This window comes from Streptomyces sp. NBC_00996, from assembly GCF_045162675.1.
Classification (GTDB): Bacteria; Actinomycetota; Actinomycetes; order Streptomycetales; family Streptomycetaceae; genus Streptomyces.
The window spans coordinates 6,148,168-6,172,438 of sequence record NZ_CP108723.1 but is presented as its reverse complement, the minus strand read 5'-3'; the positions used below and the strand labels follow the sequence as shown (position 1 = coordinate 6,172,438).

Genomic DNA, 24,271 nt, shown 5'->3' with positions numbered 1-24,271 from the left:
TCGGGGCGGCGGTGGCCGGGGCGTGGCGGCGGACGTGACGACGGCCGGTGGTTCGCCCACCGTTCGTGGGTGGCTTCGCCCACCGTTCGTGGGTGGGTCGGGGCCCGAACTGGGGCACGTGGCCCGGCAGTTCATGATCCTGGGGGCCACCATGGTGGTCATGGGGTTCGCCGTCGACGGCTCGATCGGACTGCTCTCCGGGCGGCTGTCCGCTCTGTTGCGGCGCAGTCGGCGGGTGTCGCGGGGGCTCAACATCTTCAGCGGGACCGTGTTCGCGGGGTTGGCCGTGCGGCTGGCGGCCTCACCGAAGTAGCCGATACGGCCCAAGGGTGAGTCGAGGAGGGGTGAGTCGCTGAGGGTGAGTCGCGGAGGGGTGAGTCGCCGAGCTGAACCGCGGAGGAGGTGAGTCGCCGCAGAGGGGTGCGCTTCTGTCACCTCGGGTGTCAACTTCGGGTTGACACTGCGGGGGTGTCAACCTACGGTTGACACATGACTACGAACCCTCTCGGCACTGCATCCGTACGTCTCGACGACCTCATCGAGGCCATCAAGAAGGTTCACACCGACGCGCTGGACCAGCTCCAGGACGCGGTGATCGCCGCAGATCACCTGGGTGACGTGGCCGACCATCTGATCGGGCACTTCGTGGACCAGGCCCGGCGTTCCGGCGCGTCCTGGACGGACATCGGCAAGAGCATGGGGGTCACACGGCAGGCCGCCCAGAAGCGTTTCGTCCCGAAGGCGGAGTCGGATCTCGATCCGAACCAGGGCTTCGGGCGCTACACCCCGCGTGCCCGGAAGGTGGTCATGGTCGCGCACAGCGAGGCCAAGGCCGCGGGAAACGCGGAGGGTCTGCCCGAGCACCTCGTCCTCGGGCTTCTCGCCGAGCCCGAGGGGCTCGGCGCCCAGGCGATCACGGCCCAGGGCGTGTCCCTCGACGCGGTGCGCGGGGCGGCGAAGGCGGCGCTCCCGCCGGCCGTCGACGAGGTCCCCGAACTCGTCCCCTACGGGGCCGCCGCCAAGAAGGCCCTCGAACTCACCTTCCGCGAGGCCCTGCGCCTCGGCCACAACTACGTCGGCACCGAGCACATCCTGCTGGCCCTTCTGGAGTACGAGAACGGCGAGGGCGTTCTCAGCGGGGAGGGCGTCGACAAGGCGACGACCGAGGGGCACATCGCGCGCATGCTCGAGGAGGTCGTGACCGGTCGGGGGGAGACGAGCGCGGGCTGAGCGATCCGGCAGCCTGGGCCCGTGCGCGAGGCGGCGCCATTGTCAGACCTCCCTGCGAGACTCGGAATCATGACCGAGCGCTGGGCTCTCGCGCCGGCCGAGGACGGTGGCGCGGAGGTCGCCGTCCTCGGCCCCGACGGGCTGCCCGCGGGGCCGGTCCGCCGGGAGGCGGATCTGGCGGAGGCGGTGCGGTCGAGACCGGAAGTGGGCCGGTGGGTCTGGCGGTCCACCGCGGACGTATATCCGCGCCTGCTCGCCGCGGGGGTGCGAGTCGAGCGGTGTTATGACATGGAGGCCGCCGAGACGCTGCTGCTCGGGCACGAGGGACGGCTCGGCGAGCCCCGGTCGGCGGCCGCCGCGCTGGCGAGGCTGCGCGGCGGGCCCGTACCGACCGATCCACCGCAGCGGTCCGCCGAGCCCGGTTCGCAGTCCTCGCTCTTCGAGCCGCGCCCGGTCCAGGTGCCGTTGGACGATCTCCTGGAGGTGTACGCGGACCAGCAGCGGCGGCATGACGCGGCCACGCATCCGGAGCGGATGCGGCTGCTGACGGCCGCCGAATCGGCCGGGATGCTGGTCGCCGCCGAGATGAACGAGGCGGGGCTGCCATGGCGCGCGGACGTCCACCGCGAGGTGCTGCACGAGCTGCTCGGGGAGCGCTACGCGGGAGGGGGTGAACCCCGTCGGCTCGCCGAGCTGGCGGAGGAGGTGTCCGCGGCCTTCGGGAGACGGGTCAGACCTGATTTGCCCGCCGACGTGGTCAAGGCCTTCGCTCAGGCCGGAATCAAGATCAAGTCCACGCGGCGATGGGAGATCGAGTCGATCGATCATCCTGCCGTGAAGCCGCTGATCGAGTACAAGAAGCTGTACCGGATCTGGGTCGCCCATGGGTGGTCCTGGCTCCAGGACTGGGTGCGCGACGGGCGGTTCCGGCCCGAGTACCTGCCGGGCGGAACCGTCACCGGGCGGTGGGTGACCAATGGCGGGGGCGCTCTGCAGATCCCCAAGGTCATCCGGCGGGCCGTCGTCGCCGATCCCGGCTGGCGGCTCGTCGTCGCCGACGCCGATCAGATGGAGCCGCGTGTACTGGCCGCGATCTCGCGCGACCCCGGTCTGATGGAGGTCGCGGGGCGGGAGACCGATTTGTATCAGGCTGTCTCGGACCGGGCGTTCGCCGGTGACCGGGCGCAGGCCAAGCTCGCTGTGCTGGGGGCCGTGTACGGGCAGACGTCGGGTGACGGGCTGAAGAACCTCGCCCTGCTGCGCCGCCGCTTTCCCAGGGCCGTGGCATACGTGGACGACGCGGCGCGGGCGGGAGAGGAAGGGCGGCTCGTGCGGACCTGGCTGGGGCGGACCTCTCCGCCGGCGGCGGGCTCGTCGGACGGGAGTGGGGACGAGGCGGGTATCCCACAGGACGATCCCGTGGAGAGTGGCCTTGAGCAGGGGTGGGTTCCGGGGTACGCCTCCTCCGACTCCCGTGCCCGCGGCCGGTTCGCCCGCAACTTCGTCGTCCAGGGCAGCGCCGCCGACTGGGCCCTGCTGGTGCTCGCCGCGCTCCGGCGCACCTGCGCCGGCCTCTCGGCCGAACTGGTCTTCTTCCAGCACGACGAGGTGATCGTGCACTGCCCCGCCGAGGAGGCCGACACCGTGGTGACCGCGATCCGCGAGGCGGCCGACCTCGCCGGGCGCCTCACCTTCGGGGAGACACCGGTCCGCTTTCCGTTCACCACGGCGGTGGTGGAGTGCTACGCGGACGCCAAGTGACGCCACGTCCGGGTCGGTTGCTACGCCCGCTCCGACTGTTCCGCCAGGAGTGTGCGCAGCTCCCCCACCACCGGGCTGTCCGTCTCCGCCAGTGCCTCAAGGGCCGACTCCCACTGCTCGTACGCCCCTTCGGCATCCCCCCGGCTCCGCAGCAACAGGCCCCGCTGATGGCGGGCGAGCCCTCCGGTGTACCGGTCGGCGCGGCGGTCGGCGCGGCACAGCAGCAGATCGCACTCGCGCGCGGCCCGCTCCCCGTGCCCCACCCCGCGCAGGGCGCGCACCAGTCCGAGCCGGGTCTGCGACTCGCCGTGCCAGTCACCGTGGCTGCCGAGGATGCGCAGGCTCTCCTCGAAGTGCGGTACGGCGGCGGCCGGTTCGCCGAGGGTGAGATGGGCATAGCCGATGTTGCAGTGCGCGGAGTGGCGGATGATGACGTCCTGGATCGTGTCACCGATTGCGAGGCTGCGCTTGTGGTGGTCGATGGCGGCCCGGGGGTCCGAGTGCTCGTACAGGTTGCCGAGGTGGCTGTAGGTGATGGCCTCCATGTGCGGGTCGCCCAACTCCCGTGAGAACTCCAGGCTCTGCAGCAGTGCCTCGCTGGATTCGGCGTAGCGGCCGAGTCCTTCGAGGAGCATGCCGCGGTTGTTCAGGCCCCGCCGCACCCAGGACAGGACGCCGAGCCTGCGCCAGATCGCCAGCGCCTCGTCGTTGAGCACCAGGGCGTCGCTCGCGCGGCCCGTCATGAAGTGCAGGCCCGCCAGGTCCCCGAGCGCGTACGCCTCGGCGGCCTCGTCCCCGAGCCGCCGCGCCGCGCCGAGCGCGGCCCGCTGGAGGATCTCCAGCTCGGCCACGCGGCCACTGCGTTGGACGTACGGGTTGAGCAGGCGGACCAGGACGGGGATGTACGGGGAGCTCTCCGCGTGGCGCTCCACCAGCGCCACCAGGTTCTCCAGCTCCAGATCGCCCCAGGCGAAGGCGTCCTTCGCGGAGCAGAAGGGCGGGGTGGCCGCGACGTCCGCGGTGTGCGGGGGCGGCTGCGAGGCGGTCGGGCGGCTGCGGTCCTCGCGGTCCAGCCCGGGTTCGAGGATCGCCTCCAGGGAGCGGGCGGCGACACCGGCGTACCAGCGCAGGGCGCGTTCGGCGACGGCCGCGTCGTGGCCGGCGGCGAGTGCCGCGCCCTGGCCGCCGGGGGTGACTGCGTCGCTGCCGGCGGGGGCAGTCGTGCCCGTGCCCGCAGGAGCGGGGCTGCCCGTACCGGCGGGAGCGGACGCACCCGTGCCAACGGGGGCGGGGCTGGCTGTGCCGCCACGGGCAGGACTACCCGTACCGCCGGGAACAGGGCCACCCGTACCAGCAAGAGCGGACCTGTCTGCGCCGCCACGGGCAGGACTACCCGCACCGCCGGGAACAGGACCACCCGTACCAGCAAGAGCGGACCTGTCTGCGCCGCCACGGGCAGGACTACCCGTACCGCCGGGAACAGGGCCACCCGTACCAGCAAGAGCGGACCTGTCTGCGCCGCCACGGGCAGGACTACCCGCACCGCCGGGAACAGGACCACCCGTACCAGCAAGAGCGGACCTGTCTGCGCCGCCACGGGCAGGACTACCCGCACCGCCGGGAACAGGACCACCCGTACCGGCAGGAGCGGACGTAGCCGTGCCCGCGGGGGCGGGGTTGCCTACGCCCGCGGCGGGCGTGCCCGGGCCCGCAGGAGCGGGGCTGTCCGCGGCATGTGAAGGCACAGCGCGCGCTCCAGATGGGTTTTCGCCCCCTCCGCCGCTGCCCGTCCCGTCCCTGGGGAGCTCCGCCCCCCAGGTCCCCCGTATCGCGCTGCCGCGCTCGTCCTCGAACTCCGGACGGGCTGAAGTTGCCCCCGCGATCTCGCGGGCGAAGTCCCGCACCAGGTCGTGCGGTGCGTAGCGGCCGTACGCCGTTTCCTCCAGGAGGGCGACGTCGACGAGGCGGTCGAGGGCGGCCTCGGCGCGGCGTTCGGCGATGCCCAAGAGGCGGGCGAGGAGGGGCGCCCCGTACGCGGGGAGGTCGAGCGCGCCGATGCGGCACAGGGCGAGCGCCGCGTCCCGGTCGGCCTCGCGCTCCGAGGCGCGCAACGCGTCGTGGGCGACGGCGAGGGAGCGGCGGACGCTCAGGTCGTCGTACTCCAGGTGGTGCAACCGCCCTTCCGTGGCGGCCAGTTGACCGGCAAGCATGTCCGGCGTGAGCGCATGGCGCGCGGCGAGGCGGGCCGCGACGACGCGGAGCGCGAGTGGCAGCCGGCCGGTGAGTTCGACGAGGGGGTGCCCGCCGTCGAGACCGTTGCGGCGGCCGGAGACCGCGCGGAGCAGCGCCGCGCTGTCCTCGTCCGACAGCGGCGCGAGCGGGAAGCGGTGCGCGCCGTCCAGGGCGGTGAGCGGCGAACGGCTCGTCACGATCACCGCGCAGCCCGCGCCCGCGGGCAGCAGCGGCCGTACCTGCGCGGCATGCGCGGCGTCGTCGAGCACCATCAGGGTGCGGGTGGGCGCGAGTATCGACCGCAGCAACGCGGCCGCCGCGTCCCGGTGTTCGGGGATCCGGCGCGGTTCGGCGCCGAGGTCGCGGAGCAGCGCGGCAAGCGCCTGGCCGGAGCTGAGCGGGGTCATGCCGGGGGTGGCGCCGTGCAGGTTGACGTACAGCTGACCGTCGGGGAAACGTTCCCGCAGTCCGTGTGCCACGTGCAGCGCGAGCGCGCTCTTGCCGACGCCGGCCATGCCGCTGATCACGGCGACACACGGCGTACCGTCGGCCGCCGCCACGCCGGGTCCGCCGATCCGGCGCTCCGGGTCCAGCGCCAGGCGCAGCTTTTGGCGCAGGTCGTCACGTCCGGTGAAGTACGCGGGCGGGGGCGGGAGTTGGGCGGGCCGCAGCGGGCCGGGATCGGACGGGACGACCGCGGCCTCCCGTTCTGCTCGCCCTGCGTCGTCGGCGACGTCCGCCGCCCTCTCCGTGCCGTCCCGCTCACGCAGGATCTCCAGATGCGCCTCACGCACGGCCGGGCCGGGCTCGATCCCGAGCTCCTCCACCAGGCGGGCCCGCAGGTCACGGTGGACGGCGAGGGCCTCGGCCTGGCGCCCTGTGCGGTGCAGTACGAGCATCAGAAGCCGGTGGAAGGCCTCGCGGAAGGGGTGTTCGGCGGTGAGTGCGGCCAACTCGGGGGCGAGCCGGTCGAGTCGGTCGGGTGTGGGGGCCGAGCGGCCTCCTGGAAGCTCGGGTACGTTCCCGCGTCGTTCAATGGGTGCGTCCGGTGTGCCGGACGAGGGTCCTCGACCGAGGTCTCCCCCGTTCGAGCCGAGCCCAGCACGTGAGGGAGGGGCTCCTTCGGCCTCCGGCCGGTCCGGCGAAGGGGGTCCCCCCGCCCGAGCCGAGCGCGGCGAGTTCGAGGGTGCGGGCGTGTGCCGGGCGGCGCGGGGGCGTGCCTGAGCTTCCCCGAGGTCGCTCAGGCGCAGCTCGGCCTCGTAGCGCCACTCCAGGACCAGCAGCCGGGCCTCCTCCAGACGCTGGACGAAGGCGTGTCCGCCGATCTCGGGCGGCAGGCCGCTCAGCGGGGTGCCGCGCCACAGTGCGAGCGCGGACGTGGATTCGCTCAGCGCCCGCTCCCAGGCGCGCTCGGCGTGGGCGGTACGGGCAGCGGTGGCGTGCTGTTCGAAGACGCGGACGTCCAACTCGCCCTCGCCGACCCGCAGAACGTATCCCGGGGGAACCGCGCGCAGCCGCTCGTGATCGTCGAGGAGGCGCCGCAGCCGCGTCACATGGTTCTGCAGCGAGGCGTGGGCGGAGGCGGGCGGCGCCCCGCCCCACAGCGCGTCCTTGAGCACGTCGACCGAGACGACCCGGCCCGGTTCCAGGAGCAGCGCCGCCAGCAGGGCACGCATCTTGCCGCCGCCGATCGATCTGAACTCGCCGTCGGCGTCGTACAGGACCGGCGGCCCCAGCAGTCCGAACCGCAGCTCGTTCCGCATCACGCCGCCCACTGCCTTCCCGCGCGGCCGCTCCGGCCGCGCCACGGCGACTTCTCGCCTTCTTCCGGCGACTTCCCGCCGACCCACTCACGGCTCCCGTTCGAACCGTTGGCCTCATGTTAGCGATCCGTTGGCGTGGCCTGATGTGATCACTTCATCGGATCTGGTCCCGACGGTGCGCGCGTACTACGCGTAACTCGGGGGAGTGTCGCCGCCGTGGCCGGATCCGGGGACGCGCGAGGCCCCGGTCGTCGGAGGTGAACGACCGGGGCCTCCGTCTGTCCGGGGAGACGGACCGCCGTCAGATGACCGGCGGGCGTCCGAGCCGGGTGAGCCGCCACACCGTGCGCCAGCGCATCGGCCGCCGCTCCCCGCCGGACTCCCGCAGCCCTTCCGCGAACCCGCCGAACCAGGCCTTCAGCCCGCCGACGGACCGGGTCCGTACGAGTGTGGCCAGGATCCAGATGCCCAGGTGCACGGGGATCAGCGGGAGGGGAAGCCGCCGACGGGTGAGCCAGACCCTGTTGCGGGCGGTCACCCGGTAGTAGATGGCGTGCCGCGCGGGCGAGGTCTTCGGGTGCTGGAGCAGCAGCTCGGGCTCGTACCGCACGGTCCACCCGGCGTCGATGGCCCGCCAGGCCATGTCGGTCTCCTCGTGCGCGAAGAAGAACTCGGCGGGCCAGTCGCCGATCTCGGCGAGCATGGGCAGGGAGAGGGCGTGGCCGCCTCCGAGGAAGCCGGTGACCGGCCCTCCCCGCATCGGATCCTTGGCCCCGACCCGGGGCACGTGCCGGCGCTGTGTCTCCCCGTTCTCGTCGGCGATGCGGAAGCCGACGATGCCGAGCCGCGGATCGGCGGCGTACAGGTCCCGTACCTTCCGCAGGACGTCCCCGTCGACGAGCAGCCCGTCGTCGTCGAGTTCCACGACGACGTCGACGTCCCCCAGCTCACTCAGACGCTGGAGCGCGACATTGCGCCCGCCGGGGCATCCGAGGTTCTCCTCGACCTCGATGATGGTCACTTCCCCGGGGAGCCCGAGGCGTTCGGCGAACTCGGGCAGCGGAGCGCCGTTGCCCACGATCACGATCCGTGCGGGCGCGACATCCTGCTTGGCCACGGAGGTGAGCAGCGCGTCGACCTCGGCCGGCCGGTTCCCCATGGTCACCACGGCGACGGCAACCCGCGGCCCCTCCTCCGCCTGTGACACGACATCCACCTCATCCCGGCCGACAACTGTGCCGCGATGCTAGCCGTTCACCGGAAGTCCCCCTCGGGTACGCCCCGATGTATGTCCGAACGTACGTCCGGGCCTTCCCCCTGGAGTGCGCCCGTTCTCCGTACACCGATTTCACGTATGCCGGTTCCCCGGATGCCGGTTCTCCCTGCGCCGTACGAACTTCAGGCCCGACCAGTCGTCTCCCAGCGCCGCCACCTTCACATCCACGACCCCGAGCGGCAGGAAGATCTCCCGCAGATCGTTCTCGGTGATGTCGCTGTCGTGGCCCGCCGCGCGCCGGGGCCAGGCGATCCAGAGCATCGCCTCGTCGGACAGGTCCCGGACCAGCCCGGCCGCCTGTGCCGCCGGCTCCGCGCGGGCCCGGAAGAAGGCGACCGTGACGTCCGCTCCCTTCGGGCCACCGACAGAGACCGCGCAGTCCTCGGGCAGCCCGGGGATGTCCCAGCCCTTCGGCCCGTGCGTCAGCCGCACCCGCTGCCCTGCCTTGATACCGATCTTCTTGGCGAGCGGTGTACCGGAGTACCCGCCCCTCGCCGCGCCGGAGACACCCATCTCCGAAGGATGACACCGCCCGCCGGGGAATGCGTCAGGCCGCGTACGCACCCCTGACCTCGAACTGCTCGGCGGACGGCGGACCGGCCAGCCAGTCCTTCAGGCCCGCCTGGAACTCCCGGAACTCCGCGATCGCCGGCAACGGATTCTCGATGCCGTCCGCGAGCTCCAGCAGCGCGACATAGGTGACTCCGTCGGGAAGGCGGTACGAGGTGTAGCGCACGCCCTCGGGCCGGGCGCTGTCGATGGCGGTGAACATCTTCTTCAGAGCCTCTTCGAGCTCTCCGACGAACTCGGGCTTCACCGCGGAACGCACCATCAGAACAGTCATGTCGTCATCTCCCTCTCACCGGGCCGCGTGGTGCGGCGCCGTCATCTCCCTGACGCACGGGAGAGGGGAGGTGTGACAGGAATCAGTGGGCGACCGGCGGCACGATGCAGGCGGTCTCCGGATAGGGGCCGTTGACCTCGACCCACACGCTGTCCTCGCTCACCGCGCCGGAGATGCAGGCGGTCTTGCCGACCCAGATCCCGTAGAAGGTGCCCGGCACCTTCTCCGAGTGGTCCACGTTCCAGCGCGACCACGGGTCCTGGACGCGCAGGTCCGAGGCTCGGAAGCCCAGGCCGGCGAGTGCGGGACGTACGTCCTTGGGGCTGATGCGCCCTTGCTTCCGCAGTTTCTCCAGTACGGGCTTGACCTTCTCGGCCTGCTCCTTCGCGGCCGCCTCGTCGGCGGGAGTCATGTCCGCCGGCAGCCGGCCGATGTTGTTCTCGGCGTTGTGCGGCGCGCTGTCGCCCTTGTCCGGCTCCGCGTGCGGGCTCGCGGGCGACGAGGAGGAGCCGGCGGACGAGGTGGGGGCCACGGCCGGTGCCGCGGCCGGCCGCTGAGTTCCGCACGCGGCAAGACATGCGGCGGCGGTCGCGGCGGTCACGACCAGGAGGACGGCGCGGCCGGCGCTCGTACGGCTCGTACGGCTCGTACGGCTCTCGCGAGAAGGCATGACGCCAGGTTGGCAGAGGGGTCGGCCGGGGCGCCTGAGTACGCACACTCATCTCCGCCGGAAAGAGCCCGGCCTGCGACACGGGCTACCACCTGAAGGCGGACGCGGGCAGCAACACAGCGATGGTCCTTCCCCTGGCGGCCCTGCTCGTAGTCGTCGGGGCTGTGTCACGCTAGAGGCGCGGTTCTGACGACTGCATCCCTCAGCCTGACAGTGCGGGCGGACGCGTCGGCCTCCGACGATCGATCGACTCCCCGCACTCGCGCCGCAGGGATCAAGCAGTCAGCAGCCCGCGGACTCCACGAGTTCAACCTGAGTAACTTCCGTGCAGACAAACGCTGTTGGCATGCAGCCGTGCCAGTTGATAATCTTCCGGAAGGCCGTGAAACCGCGAGAGGGGGTGAGTCCCATGATGAACGTACCCATGTGGGTGCTCCCCTCTTCGTCACGGCTGGGCGGTTGACATAGGTCACCGGGAGCGCCTCGACACAGGCACTCCCGAAGGATGAGACCTATTTTCCCTTTGAACACGCCCGGTACGAGTGATCACGCAGCGGTGCTCGAGAGGGCCGCGCTGGGACAGTGGCAAGCGCTCCAGGACGACCGGGTGATCGGCCGCGGTGAAACCTGGCGCAGGCTCGACGGACGACTCTTCATCAGCATCGACGCCTGGAACCCCGAGGTCTTCGACGACCTCGCCACCGCCATGCTGGCCGAACTGCCGCGCCCCCTGCACACCATGGTCGACGAGGCCGACACCGACCTCACCACCCACTGGCAGCGCGCCGGCTTCACCACCCGCCGCCGCGAATGGCAATGCCACCTGCCCACCGACCCGGCAACCACCGGACTCAACCCCCACACCCCGGGCCCCAGCGACATCACCGTCCTGCCCCTCGGCACCGCCGAGGAAGAGCCCCTGCGCGAACTCGACCGCACCCTGCGCACCCACATCCAAACCACCCACGGCTGGCAGGAAATGCCCGCCGAGGTCCTGCCCGTCCCCGAAGGCACCACCACCACAGACCCCTCCCAGTACGCCACCCCCGCCAAACACGCCGTCGCCGTCCGCAACGGCACCTACGCCGGGCTCATCCGCGTCACCGGCAATCCCCGCATGCCCCGCATCGGCCTCATCGCCGTACACCCCGAACACCAACGCCACGGCATCGCCCGCACCCTCCTCACCCACACCCTGAGCACCCTCCACCGCAACGGCATCACCACCGCCAGCGCCGAAATCAACGAATCCAACACAGCCGCCACCACCCTCTTCACCACCATCGGCGCCCAGCACATCAGCACCAACCTGGAACTCGAACTCCACTGAAACCCGTGGCACACGGGTAGTCGGCGAATTCCCTGACCACGTGGTCATCCCTCACAGAAGTGCGAGAAGCATGACAAAAGCAGCAAACGGCATCGAGCTCATGGGCACAGTCATCGAGAGCATGCGCAACGCAACGTTCACGGTTGAACTGGAGAACGGACACAAGGTCCTCGCGCACATCAGCGGCAAGATCAGGAAGAACTACATCAAGATTCTTCCGTTCGACCGGGTGCTCGTAGAGGTCAGCCCCTACGACCTCACCCGCGGCCGGATCCTCTTCCGCTACCGCACCTGACCCACGCGGGTATCGGCGACCTGCGTCCGCCCGGTCGCCGATACCCCGGGCGTCACACCCGCGACATCTCCTCGGAATTCCGCAGAACACCGGTGATCTCGGCGGCCACCTCGGCGCAGGTCTCGGTCAGATAGAAATGACCGCCCGACCGTCAGTGATCCGTCAGAACCGGATCGGCAGCCGCAGCAGACCGAACACCGACGTGCGCAGCCGCAGCGGGACCTCGGCGAGCGGCACATCCAGGGCCAGGCCGGGCAGCCCCAGCACCAGCTGGGACAGCGCCTCGGAAAGCACCAGCCGGGCAAGGCGCGGACGACGGCGAGGAAGGCGTGGACCGGCATCGCAAGGGTGACCCAGCGGGCCCAGGCGGGGTAGCGGCGGACCTGGTGCTCATCCAGCCCGGCCGACCCTGGTGACGGGCCGGCCGAGGTCGTCCAGGAATCCTGGCTTGGGCCGCTTGCCGCTGCCGAAGCCCGGCAGCCGATCGGTGATGACGCGATCACCGAAACCGCCGATGAAGAGTTCCATGTCCCGGTGACCGGAATGGGATCCCCCAGGAGCGGCACAGAGAGTCGGCGTTCGGGATCGTTCTCCTCGGGCGCTGTCGCCAGATCAGGCGCGGGTGAGGTCGGACAGGAGCGCGGGCAGGAGGCGTTCCTCCATGACCGCGCTGCCTGACGCCTCCATCGCGAGGGCCAGTTGGGGGTCCCAGGGGCTGGCCGCGGGCGGTCCGGCGAGCGGTGTGGACTCGCCCTCGCCGAGTGCCGCCGTGTAGTCGGCGGCGTTCATCCGCCAGGGACGGGCACCGTGGCGGGCCACGGCGTCCGCGGTGATGCGCAGGCCGGCCCAGTCGAAGTCGGCGCGCCAGTGCAGCCGGGCTCCCGCGCCTACGGCGTCGCCGAGCAGTTTGTGGCAGGCGGCGGACGGGACGCCCTCGGTGCACACGAGGGCGGCGCCGGTGTTCTGGAGTTCGCCGGCGGCGGCGCGCAATACGGCCGGGTTCTCGCAGACGAAGATGGTGCGGGCCGCGGGGACAACGGGGCCGGTGGCGAGTTGGTGGAGGGTGAGCCGGAAGGGAATGCCGAAGCCCGCGGCGTCGCGCAGCCAGTCGCAGACCACTGTGTCCCCCTCGGCGCCGATGTTGAGGACGAGGACCTGGCTGGCGAGGTCGTCCGCGATGGCGCCGGCGCTCTCCCACAGGGCGCGCCGCCCTGCCCGCTCGCGCGGGACGACGCACCCGTCGCCGACGCGCTGGGCGAGAGCGCGCAGGACGAGCTGTTCCAGCGGGGCGCCGGGCACAAGGGCCTTGGTGTCGCCGGTGGCCCACTCGGCGAGCACCGGAAGCGGCAGGACACCGGGGACCCGGTGCGGGGAGCCCGCGAAGCGGTCCCCGTCACCGGTCAGCCTTTCCAGGACATGTACCGCCGCATCGAGGAGCGGCGTGTCCCCCCGGCGTACGAGACGGGTGAGGGTGCCGTCGGCGGCGATCCGGTCCAGCCAGGCGGCGAACCATCCCTGCCCGGCGAGTCGGCTGGAGTGGGCCGACTTCAGGGCCTGCTCCCGGCGGGCCTGCTCGTCGGCCCGTTCGGCCGGCCGGTCACGCAGCGGACCGTGCAGCCGGCCGAGGATCTGGCGGAGACCGGTGCCGTAACGGTCGTGCAGATACCCGTCCAGGTCACGCAGGGGTACGGCGAGACGCCCCACGGTCTCGGGCCGGTAGCGGCCGGTGATGCCGATGACGGTGCGGCGCTCGGCGTCGCTGGGCCTCGTGAGCCCGATGTCGCCGTCGAGCGCGCCTCCGGTGCGCTCCAGTCTGCGGCGGGCGGCGGTGAGCAGCCGGGTCCATCCCTCGCCCCGCAACTCGTCGTCCTCATGGCTTTCACGCCGCTCAGCCGACAACCGCGGCCTCCTCGGGCGCCGAGGCGCGCCGGGTGCCCGGCGAGCCGAGAGCGGCGGTGAGGTCGCCGGTGTCGTCGGCGAGGAGCCGGTCGCCGTCCCAGACGAGCAGCAGGGCGGAGACGGTGTGGTCGACGGCGGTGTGCGCGAGGTCGTAGTGGGCGGCGGCGGACACGGAGGCGTGGGCGGCCCACAGGTCGTAGCCGGTCATGAACAGGTCGAGGTCGAACTGGGCGGCCAGCGACATGAGTTCGCCGCGCCCGGTGTCGTCCACGCCCGCGAAGGCCTCGTCGAGGGCAAGCAGGCGCGGGGCGTGCGGGGCGGCGGAGTTGAGCATGGCGTGCGCGGCGGCGAACAGCGGCAGGTGCAGTGACACGGACTGCTCACCGCCCGACAGCCGGCTGTGCCGGGCGCGGGTGAGCCGCTCCTCGCTCCTGTCGGGGCGTACGAGCTGGAACGCGAACTGCCGCCAGCGCCGGTAGTCGAGGACCTCAGCGAGCAACTCCCGGTAGGGCTGGTCACGGTGGCGGGCACGGGCGGTCTTGATCTGCGCCGCGAAGTGGGTGCGCACCCGGGTGAGACCCTCGGGGCCGAGGCGGGCGGCGTCGGCGTCGAGGAGGCCGCAGACGGCACGCTGTTCGTCGTCGAGATGGTCGGCGAGCAGCCAGCTCACTCCGACCGTCGTCCCCGACGACATCGTCCGCTTGCGCATGTCGGTGTTCATCCGCCTGATCAGGTCGCGGGCGTCGACAGTGCGGTCGTGGATCTGCTGGGCGAGCCGGGTGAGCAAGGCGTCCTCCAGGATGCGCTGCTCGGACTCGGAGAGCAGTTCGGCCTGGTCACGCCGGTGGGAGGAGATCTTCTGAGCGAAGGCCGCCACGGGCAGCGGCCCCTCCTCGTCGGCCACGCGGACGACGATGACACCGTCGGAGCCGTCCCATTCGGGCCGGTAGTCCTGTCCGGCGGCGGCGAGCTGCGCCTGCAGGTCATCCAGGGCCTTGGTGAGACGGGTGACGGACTGCTTGAGGCTGGTCTCGGTGGGGGTGAGGTCGCGGGTCGCGGAGAGGATCGCCTCGTGTACGGCGACCACGGCCGACGGTAGTGTCCCGCCGGCCCAGTCGGCCTCCTGGGCGGGCCAGACGAGGCCTGGCGGGCAGCGCAGAATGTCAAGGAGTTCACGGGCGGCGAACGGGCGTAGACCGCGGGCGGTGTCCTTCTCCTCCGCCGCCGCGACCGCCCCGGCCTCGGCGGCGGCCGTACGGCGGGCCTCGGCCGCCGCGGTGCCCGCGATCGCGGTGTGCTGGGCCGTGCGAGCCGCCTCGGCCTCCCGGACCAGGGCGTCGATTCCGTCCTCGGTCTGCTGCACCTGACGCATCACCTCCTGCGCCTCGGCCCCGACGGCCTCCTGGAGGGCCTCCAGCCCTGCGGCCTCCTCAGTGTGCCGGCGGCGCGCCGCGCGTTCGGTGTCCGCTGCCGCCTCCTCGTCCTCGGCGGCGGCGCCGAGCCGGTCGGCGGCGGCCTCGGCCGCCTCGCTCTGGCGGGCGTGTTCGCGGCGGCGGGCGGCGAGCTCGCGGACCGCCGTCTCGAAGGCGCGGGTGGCGGTCTCGACGGCGTCGAGGCGTTCGGACTCGATGGCATGCTCGGCCGCGGTGCGGCGCAGGGCGCGTTCGGCGACCGAGCAGGCGGCCACCGACTCGTCGTACGCGGCCTGGGATGCGTCGGCGGCGTCGCGGGTGGCGCGCAGCCTCGCCGCGGCCCGGTCGAGCTCGCGCAGCGCCTGCGTGATGCCGGCGGTGCGGGGCAGGGCGGCGCGGGCCGCGGCGTACGCGTCGAGGGCGGCGTCCGTACGGGCCTGCGCATGGGCCAACTCGTCGAGCCTGTCGGAGAGTTCGGCCAGCAGCGTCTCGCAGGCGGCGATCCGGGCGGCGCGCCGACGGGCGCGGGCGGTCGCGCCGACGTACTCGGCGTGCTCCTTGGTGTGGACACCGACCAGGACACCGGCCGCGTACCGGCCGTCGGGGCCGATCAGCGGGACGCCGGTGTCGAGGTCGCCGGTGACGGCGACGGAGCGCAGTACGGCGGTGATCCGGGCGGCGGTCGGGATGGCCGCCTCGCCCTGGGGGTTCTCCGGGATCTCGGGGCGCAGGAGGTCGGCGAGACTCGGGCCGTTCACCGGGGCGCCGGCACGGAGGTAGCCCTCGCTGTGTCCGGCCGCCACGGGGGTGTCCTCGGCGGTGACGAGTGCGTCGAGGAGGCCGGACGCCTCCAGGGCCGCTTCCAGACCGGCTCGCTGACGTTCTCTCAGCTCGTCGTCGAAGTCGACGAGCCGCCACAGCGGGACGCCGTCACCCAGCGCCCTTTCCACACTACGTCCCCGGGCCGGGGGCGGGGCGTCGTCGTGTTCGGCGGCGATCCGGTCGCGTTCGGCTTCCGTCTCGGCGCGGCGGCGCTCGACGTCTGTGCGCCGGGCACGCAGGGAGGCGAGGGTGTCGCGCAGCTCCTGCACGGCGGGAGCGGTGGCCTCGGTGAATGCGTCGGCGAGCGTGACCGCATCCGCCTCGCCGGTGCGTTCGAGGGCTTCGGCGAGCCTGCTGGTCCCCTCCTCGGCCAGAAACTCGCCGTGCGTCTGCGTCCACCGGCCGAGCGCCGTCCGGGCCTGTTCGCGGGCGGCTTCCAGGGCCGACTCGGCGGCTGTTTCCGCAGTTTCGGCCGCGGTGACGGCCTCCTGCGCCCGGTCGAGCGAGACCCGGGCGAGGTCACGGGTCTGCTCGGCGCCGCGTGCCGCCTGCTGGGCCGCGCGCACGGCCCGTACGCCCTCGTGGCGGGCGGCGGCGAGTGCGGCGGAGCGTTCGGCGAGGCGGGTGGGCTCGGCGTCGGCCGGAGTCCAGGGGAGGCCGGCTGTGTGCGCGTGGTCGGCGACGGCGGCGGCGTCCCGGGAGACGGCGGCGTCGAGTTCGGCGGCGAGTCGCACGGCGTGTTCGGCCTCGGCGCGGGCGCGGCCGGTGGCGGCGGTACGGCGTTCACGGTCGGCGGTCGCCTGCCGGGCGGTCTGCTCGCAGGTGCGCACCAGGCGTTCCAGGTCGGCCAGTTGCTCGACGGCCTGGTAGGCGGCGGAGGAGCGCAGCTGGTCGAGGCGGGCGCGCTGGGCGGCGAGCGAGGCGTCTGCCGACTCGGCGCGCGTCTCGGCGGCGGCCTGCTGTTCCCGGGCCGCCGTCAGGTCCGTGGTGGCGGTGCGCAGCGCCGCGGCGCGCTCGGCGGTCTCGGCGCGGCGGCCGGTGAGCCGGTCCGCGGCGGCGCGGGCATGGACCCGCAGATAAGTGGAGTAGCTCGCGAGGAAGGCGCGGGTGGCGTCGTCGGCGGCGGCCAGCCCCTCCAGGGTGCGCTGCACGGACTCCATGTCGTCGAAGGAGCGGGCCGCCTCGGCGATCAGGTCCTCGTCGAGGGGGCGCAGACCGGCTGTGAGGGTGTCCGAGAGCTTGGCCGGGTCGAGGTTCTTGGCGAGCTGCGGGCGGCGCAACGTGAGAATCAGGGTGAGCAGTTGCTCGAACCGCTCCGGGCCGAGGCCGAACAGGCGCCGGTCGACGGCGGCACGGTAGTCGGCCGTGGAGGTGATCAGCTCGCGTCCGAGTTCGGCGGCGAGTTGCTTCCTCGTCATCGGCCGGTCGTCGTCGGTGAGGAGGGAGAAGTCCTCGCCGACGCGGCCGTCGGCGACGAAGTGCCAGCGGGCGGGTGTGTCGCGGTGCCGCTGGGCGTGCAGCCCGATGCCGCAGGTTACGGCCTGACCGGTCTCCCGGTGGGTGAACTCGATCCAGACGTAGCCGAGCGCGCTGTCCTGCCCGCGGAAGAGCAGGTTGGACTTCATCGTGCGGTCCTCGGCGGCGAACGGGTTGAGCCGCTTGGGGTCGATACGGCCGTCGAGGACGAAGGGGAAGAGCACTTCGAGGGCCTTGGTCTTGCCGGATCCGTTGGGGCCGCGCAGCACCAGCCAGCCGCCCGCGAAGGAGAACTCCTCGTCCCGGTAGTCCCACAGGTTGATGATCCCGGCGCGGGTGGGGACGAACCGGGCACAGGGGGTGGGGGCCTGGGCGGGAGCGGGGATGCTCACGGAGTCGGGTCCTTGGCGGTGTCGTCGGCGAACAGGGCGGTCCGGGAGGGTGGTTGAGCGGTCCGAACAGGCGATCGTGCGCTCGTACGAGTCTTCACTCGGGCTGTGACGCCGCGGTAGCGGGCGAGCAGCGGAAGAGCGAGAGCCCCGCCGTCGACCCGGACGATCAGCGACATGGCGGCCAGCAGGTCGAGCGCCTGGCCGAGCAGCCGGTCCGGGTCGCCGCGCAGGTCGGCGGCGAAGCCCGCGCCGTACTCGGCGGTGATCTCCCTGAGTCTGCCCCGGAGCCAGGAGTCCGTGACGAAGGGGTAACGGATCTCCGCCGGTTCCTGGCCCTCGTCGCCGGATGCCTCGTACGCCGACGCCTCGTCCGGCTCGGCGAGTTCGGCGATCGGACCACGCGACGGCAGGGCCGCGTCGATACGCCGGGCGCGCGCCGCGAGGCGTTCGGCGGCGGTGGGCGCGGGCAGCAGTTCGAGGGCGTGCCGTCCGGAACGCTGCACGGCGGCACTGATCCGGGCGGCCAGCAGCAGCGCGGCCTGCGCGGCGGTACCGCCACCGGGGAAGCGGATGTCGGACAACCGCCCGGAGGTGTCGATGAGCGACACGCCCTCGGCCCGCCGCTCCACCGTCAGCCCGGTCAGGCGCTCCAGGTCCTCGGCGAGAGCCGGGGCACGCAGCTGGCCCAGGAGCTCGGTGTCGGCGTCGGCGTAGTACGCGACCGGGTTCTCCAACACCAGACGGCGGGCGCGGCGGGCCTGGTCCCGGCGCTGAGCGGCACGCCCTGCGGACATGCCCAACGCGCCGGCCGAGTCCAGGAGCGCGGTGACCGAGGTCAGATGCTGCAGGACGCGGGTCGGGTGGTGGACGGCGAGGAGGATCTCCCGGTCGATGTCGTACAGGGCCTCGGCGCGCTCGGGATCGCCCGCCCAGGCGGTGGCGGAGCCATCGGCGAGGGTGAGCGCGCCGCGTTCGGTGAGCCAGGTGACGGCGTCGACGAAGGCGTCCCGGTCGGGCTTGCGCGCGGTGTCGAGGCCGAGTCCGTCGATGCGGACGGCGTCGGCGGCGACCGCGTCGGCCAGCTCGCCCAACGCCACCTGCGCGCCGTGGCGGCCCAGGGCCGCGAAGGTGAGGACGAGGTAGGCGTAGCGGCGGCGGTCGAAGGGCCGGCCCGCGCGGGTGAGGGCCGGGCGGGTGGTGTCCAGGCCGTCCTGGGCGCGCTGCAGCCGGGCGGTGTCGGCGGTGGTGACCAGCCGGTAACCGAGCACCTCCATCAGATCGGTGCGCAGTTGCCCGGCCCAGCGGCGCACGGTCGCCAGCGCCGCCTTGTCCGGGTACCCGGGCGTGATCAGCGGATGCCGCAGGACGAGCCGTACCGCCTTCTGGTAGTCGGCGAGTTCGAGCGGGGAGACCCCCTCGGCGACACGGCTCATGCGGTCCTGCCTCGGTGACGGTTCATGCGGTGACCTCCAGACGCAGCCCGTCGAGATGGAGACGCCCGCGCACGGTGTCGACGGTCGTGGAGCCTTCGGCGGGGGTGAGGGTGAGCCGTACCCCGTGGGCGGATCCGGATGCGGCGGTGACCAGGCGGCTGGCGGGGACGCGGGCGGCGAGTGCCACGTCGAGAAGGGCGAGCAGCGCCCGTGTCTCGGGCTCGTCGAGCGTCCGGCCGTATACACCGTCCGAGGCGAGGGAGTTCGCGGCACCGCGGCGCTCGGCCTGTTCCTTGAGCTGTTCGGCGCGGAGCAGGGCCCGCCGGTCGTCGTCGCGTTCGATGCGGCCGGGGCCGTGCAGGGCGGGGGTTCGGCCGGACTGGACCAGGGTGCGCGCGAGTTCGACCGGCTCTGCCTCCCACCAGGAGGTACGCCCCGGGATCTGCTCCGGGTCGGCGTACGGGACGGCGATGTGGCGGGGTGCGCCGAGCCCGAAGACCGCCTGGAACAGGGCGTGTGCGTCCTCGTCGCTCGCGCAGGAGGTGAACCACTGGGCGAGGTGGCGCAGTTGGCTCTCCCGGCTCACCCCGCCCCGGCGCGCCTCGGTGACCCGGCGCAGCAGGGACAGGACGGAACGGATCGCGGTGACGGTGGCGTCCTGCAGCCGCTCGGTCTCGCTGTGCTCGCGCTCCGCGAACCAATGGACGATGCCGTCCCACCGGTGTCGCCAGTCCGCCAGGCGCTCGGCCGGACTGCGGAAGAGCCGCTCGTCCGCCTCGGCCGCGTACTCGATCATGCGGTCCACACCGGTGGCCGCCGCCTTCTCGACCGCCTCAGCCAGCAGCGGGGCGTAGCGCCCGAGTTCGGCGGTGAACTCCCGCATGTGCGCGAGGAGCGTGTCCTTGTGGGTGAGGAACACCTCGGGCCGGGTGTCGTTGGTACGCGCCAGGTCGCCCAGCATCAAGTAGAAACGGGCGGCGCGCTGCGCCATCTCGTTCAGCACCGAGTCGAGACGGCCGAGTTTGCGGTACACCTCCTCGCCGTCGCCCGCGGTGTTGGCCTCGGCCAGCGCGCGCAGGTCGCCGAGGATGTCGGGGAAGACAAGGCGGGAGAGCTGGGCGTCCTCCAGGCTCGCGCCGAGTACGTCCTCCACGGCCCGGTACGCCCGGTATCCCGCCTGGGTGAACTGGTACACGTAGTGGCGGTTGCGGTACTCGGCCAGGTTCGCGGCGCGCGTCCCGTCGTACGACCGGTCCAGAACCTGCCACTCCGCGAGCGCGTCGAGCAGCGGCTGAACACCGGCCGGCCCCCCGGCGGCACCGACAGCGCCCGCCGCGGGGTGGTCGACGGCGAGCCGCTCCAGCAGTCCCACCGCGTCCGAAGCGTGCAGCAGCACCTGGTAGTTGGCGCGCCCGCGGTCGAAGGCCCGCAGCAGCCACAGGTACTCGTGGCGCTTCTCGGCGGAGGCGAAGTGGAACAGCCGCAGCCGGTCGTCGAGGGAGAACGCGTCGATACCGAACGCGCCCTCGTCGACAGGCTCCGGGGCGTCGAACTCGTCACTCATGGATCTGCGGGCTTCCCTTCTCCCCTGTCTCGGCTGGTGCGCGTCCGGCCGGACACCGCCGGACCGCACAGTCTGCCGCACCCCGACCAGTGCGGGTAAGCCGCTCCCCGGCTCATGCCACCTGTGCTACAAAGCGCCCCTTTCACACCCCCTGCCAGGCGGTGACCGCCATGGGGATCCACCCGACGGCCGACTCGGAGGCGGATCGCCGCGCATGCCCCCAGCCACCCCCTGCGGGACGGCGGCGGTGGCTGCGGCTCCGGGGCCGGGTGCAGAGGCCATCATCACCACCGTGGCCCCCGCTGCCTCACCGAAACCGCGGTGTGCACCGATCGTGACCACCACCCGTCCCGCGACCGCCGCGGCGCCTGCGATCCCTGCCGCGCTTGCGGAGTTGCCCCAGGTGAACGCCTGGGTGCCAATCAGATTACTGAGTTGGCTGTTCACTGAGATCCCGTGGGCCAGGAGTTCGGCACCGTCTTGGTCGGGGGCGAGCAAGACGGCGAAGCATCGCGACCGTCCCACGCAGGCCGACGATCACCTGCCGAGCCCACTTGACCGGGTTGGCCATTGGCCTGGTTGTCGAGAGCCTACAAGGCATCGGTCTGCGCCGAGCCCAGGAATGGGACCTCTGATGACCGTCCCAACGTTGCGGCTGCACTCCTGGCCGCACATGGCCTCACGTGGACGGGCCGGAGCGTCCCAGGAGACTTGTCGACATCCCCCATGGACCTCACCGAAGCGGGACCCGACGCGGCCACCAACTCACCGGCGTGTGCCATAGCTCCCGTCAGAGTGTGCCGAGGTCGATCTCCACCGGGAAGGGCGCCGCGGCCTTGACCACACCGGTGAAAACGTCGCCGTCGCGGTAGACCCGACTGGCAGGGTCGAGAAGGTACGTGTAGACGAGAGGAAGGCCCGTAACGCTCTGCTCGACCCGCCAGTAGAAGGGGATGCCGGCCTTGGCGTACTGGTCCACCTTCACGATCCGGTCGGTGGTCTCCGAACCGGGTGAGACGACCTCGACCACCAGGAGCACATGCTCCGGGCGGGTCGGCGTGATGTCGAGGGTGTCCGCGCGATAGACGGCGACGTCCGGGCGGCGGTTGGTGAGCGGCACGTCCTGCAGACGGACGTCGAAGTCGGTGTCCGCGTTCCAGTCCGGCCCTGCGGTGGCGTCCAGGGCATTCGCCAGGATCCGGGCCAGGCGGTTGTGCCGCTTGGATGCGCTGGGGCTCACAACGACCATCCCGTCCACGACCTCGATACCCGCGCACTGCTCCTCGGACCAGGAGTCGTACTGCTCCGCGGTGACCTGCGCATGCATCCACGCCGGAGCGACCATCTCAGCGGTCATGGCGAACCCCCTTGGCATGCTCGACGGGCCTGACAACGCTCGACCCAGCGTACTTGCTTCGGCGGCCCGTCCGTGCAGGTCGCCCCCGGTCGGCCGCCAGCTGCCCTCAGGTCCGGCGACGAGCTGGTCCGGCAGACCAGCGACCACTTCGGCTGGAAGCGACTGGGCCAGAACATCCGGACAGCCCTCGACGGGGCATCACCTCTCTGCTGACCTAGGTCGCTTCTGATGGCTCTTGGACGGTGTCGCGGAGCCAGATGACGATCGCGGTGACGGTGAGGGTGCCGTCAAAGATGTAGGCGCGCTTGCCATACCGCTAGCCCACGGCCCGTGCGGAGAGCTTGCGGGCCCGTCGGCGTTCGAGGACGGCCATCTCCCCCAGACCGGGGACCGGCGTCGCGTCGTCCCCTCTGCCCCGCGCGCTGCCTTGCACCGGCAGACCCGCTCCGCGGGCCAGGCGAAGCCGGCCGCCGGATGCTGCCCGACGTGCCTCTTGGCCCACGCACGGGAGGCCGCGGACCTTCTGTCAGGAGTCGCGATCCGCGCATCAGCCTGCAGCGGCCCGGGCCGGTGCAGCGAGCCGGCGCTCTCGCGAAGGCCAAGGCCCAGGGATGTTCCGGTGCGCGGCGGGAACAGCCGGTCCACCCGGCACTGTTGCACCGGCCAAGAGACCGGCGCCGCGCGGGCGGGGAACACAGAGACCAACAGGCCGTCCCGACGTGACCCGGGGCCCTCTGGTCCGCGGTACGCCGGTCATCCGACATCCGATATTGCAGGGCGACCGCTCATACGCCCGCCGCGGACTCGGACCGATGCCCTTTCACACAGGAGGACTGTTTCATGAATGACTGGCCCTTGACGCTCATGGCGGTACACGCCCACCCCGACGATGAGGCCACTGGAACAGGAGGTGTCCTCGCGCGGTACGCGGCGGAGGGCATTCGCACGGTCCTCGTGACGTGCACCGACGGCGGTTGCGGTGACGGACCGGGGGGTGTCAAGCCGGGCGATCCCGGGCACGATCCGGCGGCCGTCGCCTCGATGCGGCGTCAAGAACTCGAGGCAAGCTGCGAAGTCCTGAAGGTCAGTCATCTGGAGATGCTGGACTACGCCGACTCCGGGATGATGGGCTGGCTGACCAATGACGCCCCCGGATCCTTCTGGCAGACACCTGTGGAGGAGGGCGCCGCCCGACTCGCTGAACTCATGCGGCGCTACCAGCCCGATGTGGTCGTCACCTACGACGAGAACGGCTTCTACGGCCACCCCGACCACATCCAGGCCCACCGCATCACGATGGCCGCGCTGGCGATGACCGCGCTGACACCGAAGGTGTACTGGACGACGGCGCCCCGCTCGATGATGCAGCGGTTCGGGGAGGTCATGCGCGAGTTCGGTGCGGACGGGCAGGAGCCGGATCCCGCTGAGGCCGCCGCGATGGCCGAGATCGGACTCCCCGACGAGGAGATCACCACCTGGGTGGACACCACCGCGTTCGGCGGCCAGAAGTTCGATGCGCTGGCCGCGCACGCCAGCCAGGGCGAGAACATCTTCTTCCTCGGGATGGGTAAGGAGAGGTTCACCGAATTGATGGGCGTCGAGACCTTCGTACGTGTCCAGGACACCACCGGCGCGGCCGTGCCCGAGAACGACCTCTTCGCCGGACTGCGCTGACCCGCCCGCCCACCGGGGCCCCAGAGAGCTCATGGTCCGTACGGCTCGATCGGGCGTGCTCGCACACCCGGAGGCTTGTTCACGTGGGTTCCGCTCCGGCGGCCCTTGATCATGAGGGTGGCCCTGCTCGGTCGCGTGGCGGTTACGAAGACGCCACTCCCCCATCCGGGCAGGGCCGTTGGGCGGGAACGTTCGACACGCTGGGCGGGGATCAACCGGACGGGCTGGTGGCCGGTGTCCACGCCGAACTGCGGGCCGCCCCGCACAGCCCGTCCCCGAAGCAGATGCGGGCGCCGGGTCTGTACCGATCAGCAGCGCGGGTGAGGTTGTGGGCCAGGGCGGCGAGGGTGAGCCAGGCGGCATTCGCAAGGCATCTGTCAGCACTGAGCCCAGAAAGATGGCTCCTGATGGCCGTCCCAGCACTGTTGCTGCACGCATGGCCGCACATTGGCCACACATGACTTGATAGATCATCAGCTAAACTTCGCGTGGCCTTTTCGGTAGGTCTCCACCTTCAAGCCGCGTTCCGGGTAGAGCCACAGGTCTGAGCGCTGTTGCATACAGTGCTCCATAACCCAGCGGATGATCACGTCGTGATCCCCGTCCGGCACCGCTTTGACCCCTAGCTTCCCGTGGACGAACTCCAGCCGAACGCCCTCGCGCTCAGCAGCAGCAGCAATGCGTTCGAACTCCTCGCCCAGCATCTGCGGCCGATCTTCAGTGACGGTCATCGCGCACCTCCGCCCTCCGCATCCGCTCCGGGAAACACCGACACGCACACAGTCTAGGGAATCAGCCGCCAGCAAGTCGGACCGATGACGGATGACCGTCGGGGCCGCCT

19 protein-coding genes are annotated in these 24,271 nt (G+C 71.9%); 6 read left to right on the top strand and 13 right to left on the bottom strand.

Features of this window, described 5'->3' with window-relative positions; translation table 11 throughout:
* Positions 1–118: 118 nt before the first annotated feature.
* From OG390_RS29005 to OG390_RS28995, 3 genes are all read left to right on the top strand, one after another.
* On the top strand, positions 119–313 hold the full coding sequence (locus OG390_RS29005; RefSeq protein ID WP_406172418.1) for a hypothetical protein: 195 nt from the start codon (positions 119–121) through the stop codon (positions 311–313).
* Between the two features lie 176 nt (positions 314–489).
* Complete coding sequence (locus OG390_RS29000; RefSeq protein ID WP_406172416.1) at positions 490–1,230, top strand: Clp protease N-terminal domain-containing protein; 741 nt, start codon at positions 490–492, stop codon at positions 1,228–1,230.
* Positions 1,231–1,299: 69 nt separating this feature from the next.
* Positions 1,300–2,991 carry a bifunctional 3'-5' exonuclease/DNA polymerase gene (locus OG390_RS28995; RefSeq protein ID WP_406172414.1) on the top strand — a complete coding sequence of 564 codons (1,692 nt, stop codon included), beginning with the start codon at positions 1,300–1,302 and terminating at the stop codon, positions 2,989–2,991.
* Between the two features lie 20 nt (positions 2,992–3,011).
* Here the strand turns inward: OG390_RS28995 and OG390_RS28990 are convergent, their stop codons facing one another.
* The 5 genes from OG390_RS28990 to OG390_RS28970 all read right to left on the bottom strand — a co-directional run bounded on the left by OG390_RS28990 (position 3,012) and on the right by OG390_RS28970 (position 9,776).
* Positions 3,012–6,986, bottom strand: coding sequence for a BTAD domain-containing putative transcriptional regulator (locus tag OG390_RS28990; protein WP_406177900.1), 3,975 nt, complete (start codon positions 6,984–6,986; stop codon positions 3,012–3,014).
* A 301-nt stretch (positions 6,987–7,287) separates the two neighbouring features.
* Positions 7,288–8,193 carry a glycosyltransferase family 2 protein gene (locus OG390_RS28985; RefSeq protein ID WP_406172412.1) on the bottom strand — a complete coding sequence of 302 codons (906 nt, stop codon included), beginning with the start codon at positions 8,191–8,193 and terminating at the stop codon, positions 7,288–7,290.
* Positions 8,194–8,334: 141 nt separating this feature from the next.
* Entirely contained in the window at positions 8,335–8,775 is a 441-nt protein-coding gene (locus OG390_RS28980; protein WP_406172410.1) for a DUF3052 domain-containing protein, read from the bottom strand.
* 34 nt (positions 8,776–8,809) lie between these two features.
* Positions 8,810–9,106 (bottom strand): hypothetical protein, encoded by a 297-nt coding sequence (locus OG390_RS28975; RefSeq protein ID WP_406172408.1) that lies wholly within the window; start codon positions 9,104–9,106, stop codon positions 8,810–8,812.
* Between the two features lie 82 nt (positions 9,107–9,188).
* Positions 9,189–9,776, bottom strand: coding sequence for a hypothetical protein (locus OG390_RS28970; protein ID WP_406172406.1), 588 nt, complete (start codon positions 9,774–9,776; stop codon positions 9,189–9,191).
* Positions 9,777–10,332: 556 nt separating this feature from the next.
* On the opposite strand from OG390_RS28970, the gene OG390_RS28965 reads away from it, so the two are divergent.
* Together OG390_RS28965 and infA are read left to right on the top strand one after the other, a co-directional pair.
* Positions 10,333–11,106: a GNAT family N-acetyltransferase gene (locus tag OG390_RS28965; protein WP_406172404.1), complete on the top strand. Its 774-nt coding sequence runs from the start codon at positions 10,333–10,335 to the stop codon at positions 11,104–11,106.
* 70 nt (positions 11,107–11,176) lie between these two features.
* On the top strand, positions 11,177–11,401 hold the full coding sequence (gene infA / locus OG390_RS28960; protein WP_406172402.1) for a translation initiation factor IF-1: 225 nt from the start codon (positions 11,177–11,179) through the stop codon (positions 11,399–11,401).
* Positions 11,402–11,563: 162 nt separating this feature from the next.
* Here the strand turns inward: infA and OG390_RS28955 are convergent, their stop codons facing one another.
* From OG390_RS28955 to OG390_RS28925, 7 genes are all read right to left on the bottom strand, one after another.
* Entirely contained in the window at positions 11,564–11,695 is a 132-nt protein-coding gene (locus OG390_RS28955) for a hypothetical protein (protein ID WP_406178379.1), read from the bottom strand.
* 96 nt (positions 11,696–11,791) lie between these two features.
* Positions 11,792–11,929, bottom strand: a complete 138-nt coding sequence (locus OG390_RS28950) for a hypothetical protein (RefSeq protein WP_406178377.1) — start codon at positions 11,927–11,929, stop codon at positions 11,792–11,794.
* Between the two features lie 84 nt (positions 11,930–12,013).
* Positions 12,014–13,300, bottom strand: a complete 1,287-nt coding sequence (locus OG390_RS28945) for a TIGR02679 family protein (protein WP_406172400.1) — start codon at positions 13,298–13,300, stop codon at positions 12,014–12,016.
* Complete coding sequence (locus tag OG390_RS28940) at positions 13,290–17,402, bottom strand: TIGR02680 family protein (RefSeq protein ID WP_406172398.1); 4,113 nt, start codon at positions 17,400–17,402, stop codon at positions 13,290–13,292. Before OG390_RS28940 ends, OG390_RS28945 begins: the two co-directional genes overlap by 11 nt.
* On the bottom strand, positions 17,399–18,835 hold the full coding sequence (locus OG390_RS28935; protein WP_406172396.1) for a TIGR02678 family protein: 1,437 nt from the start codon (positions 18,833–18,835) through the stop codon (positions 17,399–17,401). Before OG390_RS28935 ends, OG390_RS28940 begins: the two co-directional genes overlap by 4 nt.
* A gap of 22 nt (positions 18,836–18,857) precedes the next feature.
* On the bottom strand, positions 18,858–20,399 hold the full coding sequence (locus OG390_RS28930) for a TIGR02677 family protein (protein ID WP_406172394.1): 1,542 nt from the start codon (positions 20,397–20,399) through the stop codon (positions 18,858–18,860).
* Between the two features lie 790 nt (positions 20,400–21,189).
* Positions 21,190–21,756, bottom strand: coding sequence for a Uma2 family endonuclease (locus OG390_RS28925; protein ID WP_406172392.1), 567 nt, complete (start codon positions 21,754–21,756; stop codon positions 21,190–21,192).
* Between the two features lie 840 nt (positions 21,757–22,596).
* Between OG390_RS28925 and OG390_RS28920 the strand changes: the two genes are divergently transcribed.
* Positions 22,597–23,430, top strand: a complete 834-nt coding sequence (locus OG390_RS28920; RefSeq protein WP_406172390.1) for a PIG-L family deacetylase — start codon at positions 22,597–22,599, stop codon at positions 23,428–23,430.
* A gap of 473 nt (positions 23,431–23,903) precedes the next feature.
* Here OG390_RS28920 and OG390_RS28915 read toward each other — a convergent pair whose 3' ends face one another.
* On the bottom strand, positions 23,904–24,161 hold the full coding sequence (locus tag OG390_RS28915) for a hypothetical protein (protein WP_406172388.1): 258 nt from the start codon (positions 24,159–24,161) through the stop codon (positions 23,904–23,906).
* Between the last annotated feature and the right edge of the window lie 110 nt (positions 24,162–24,271).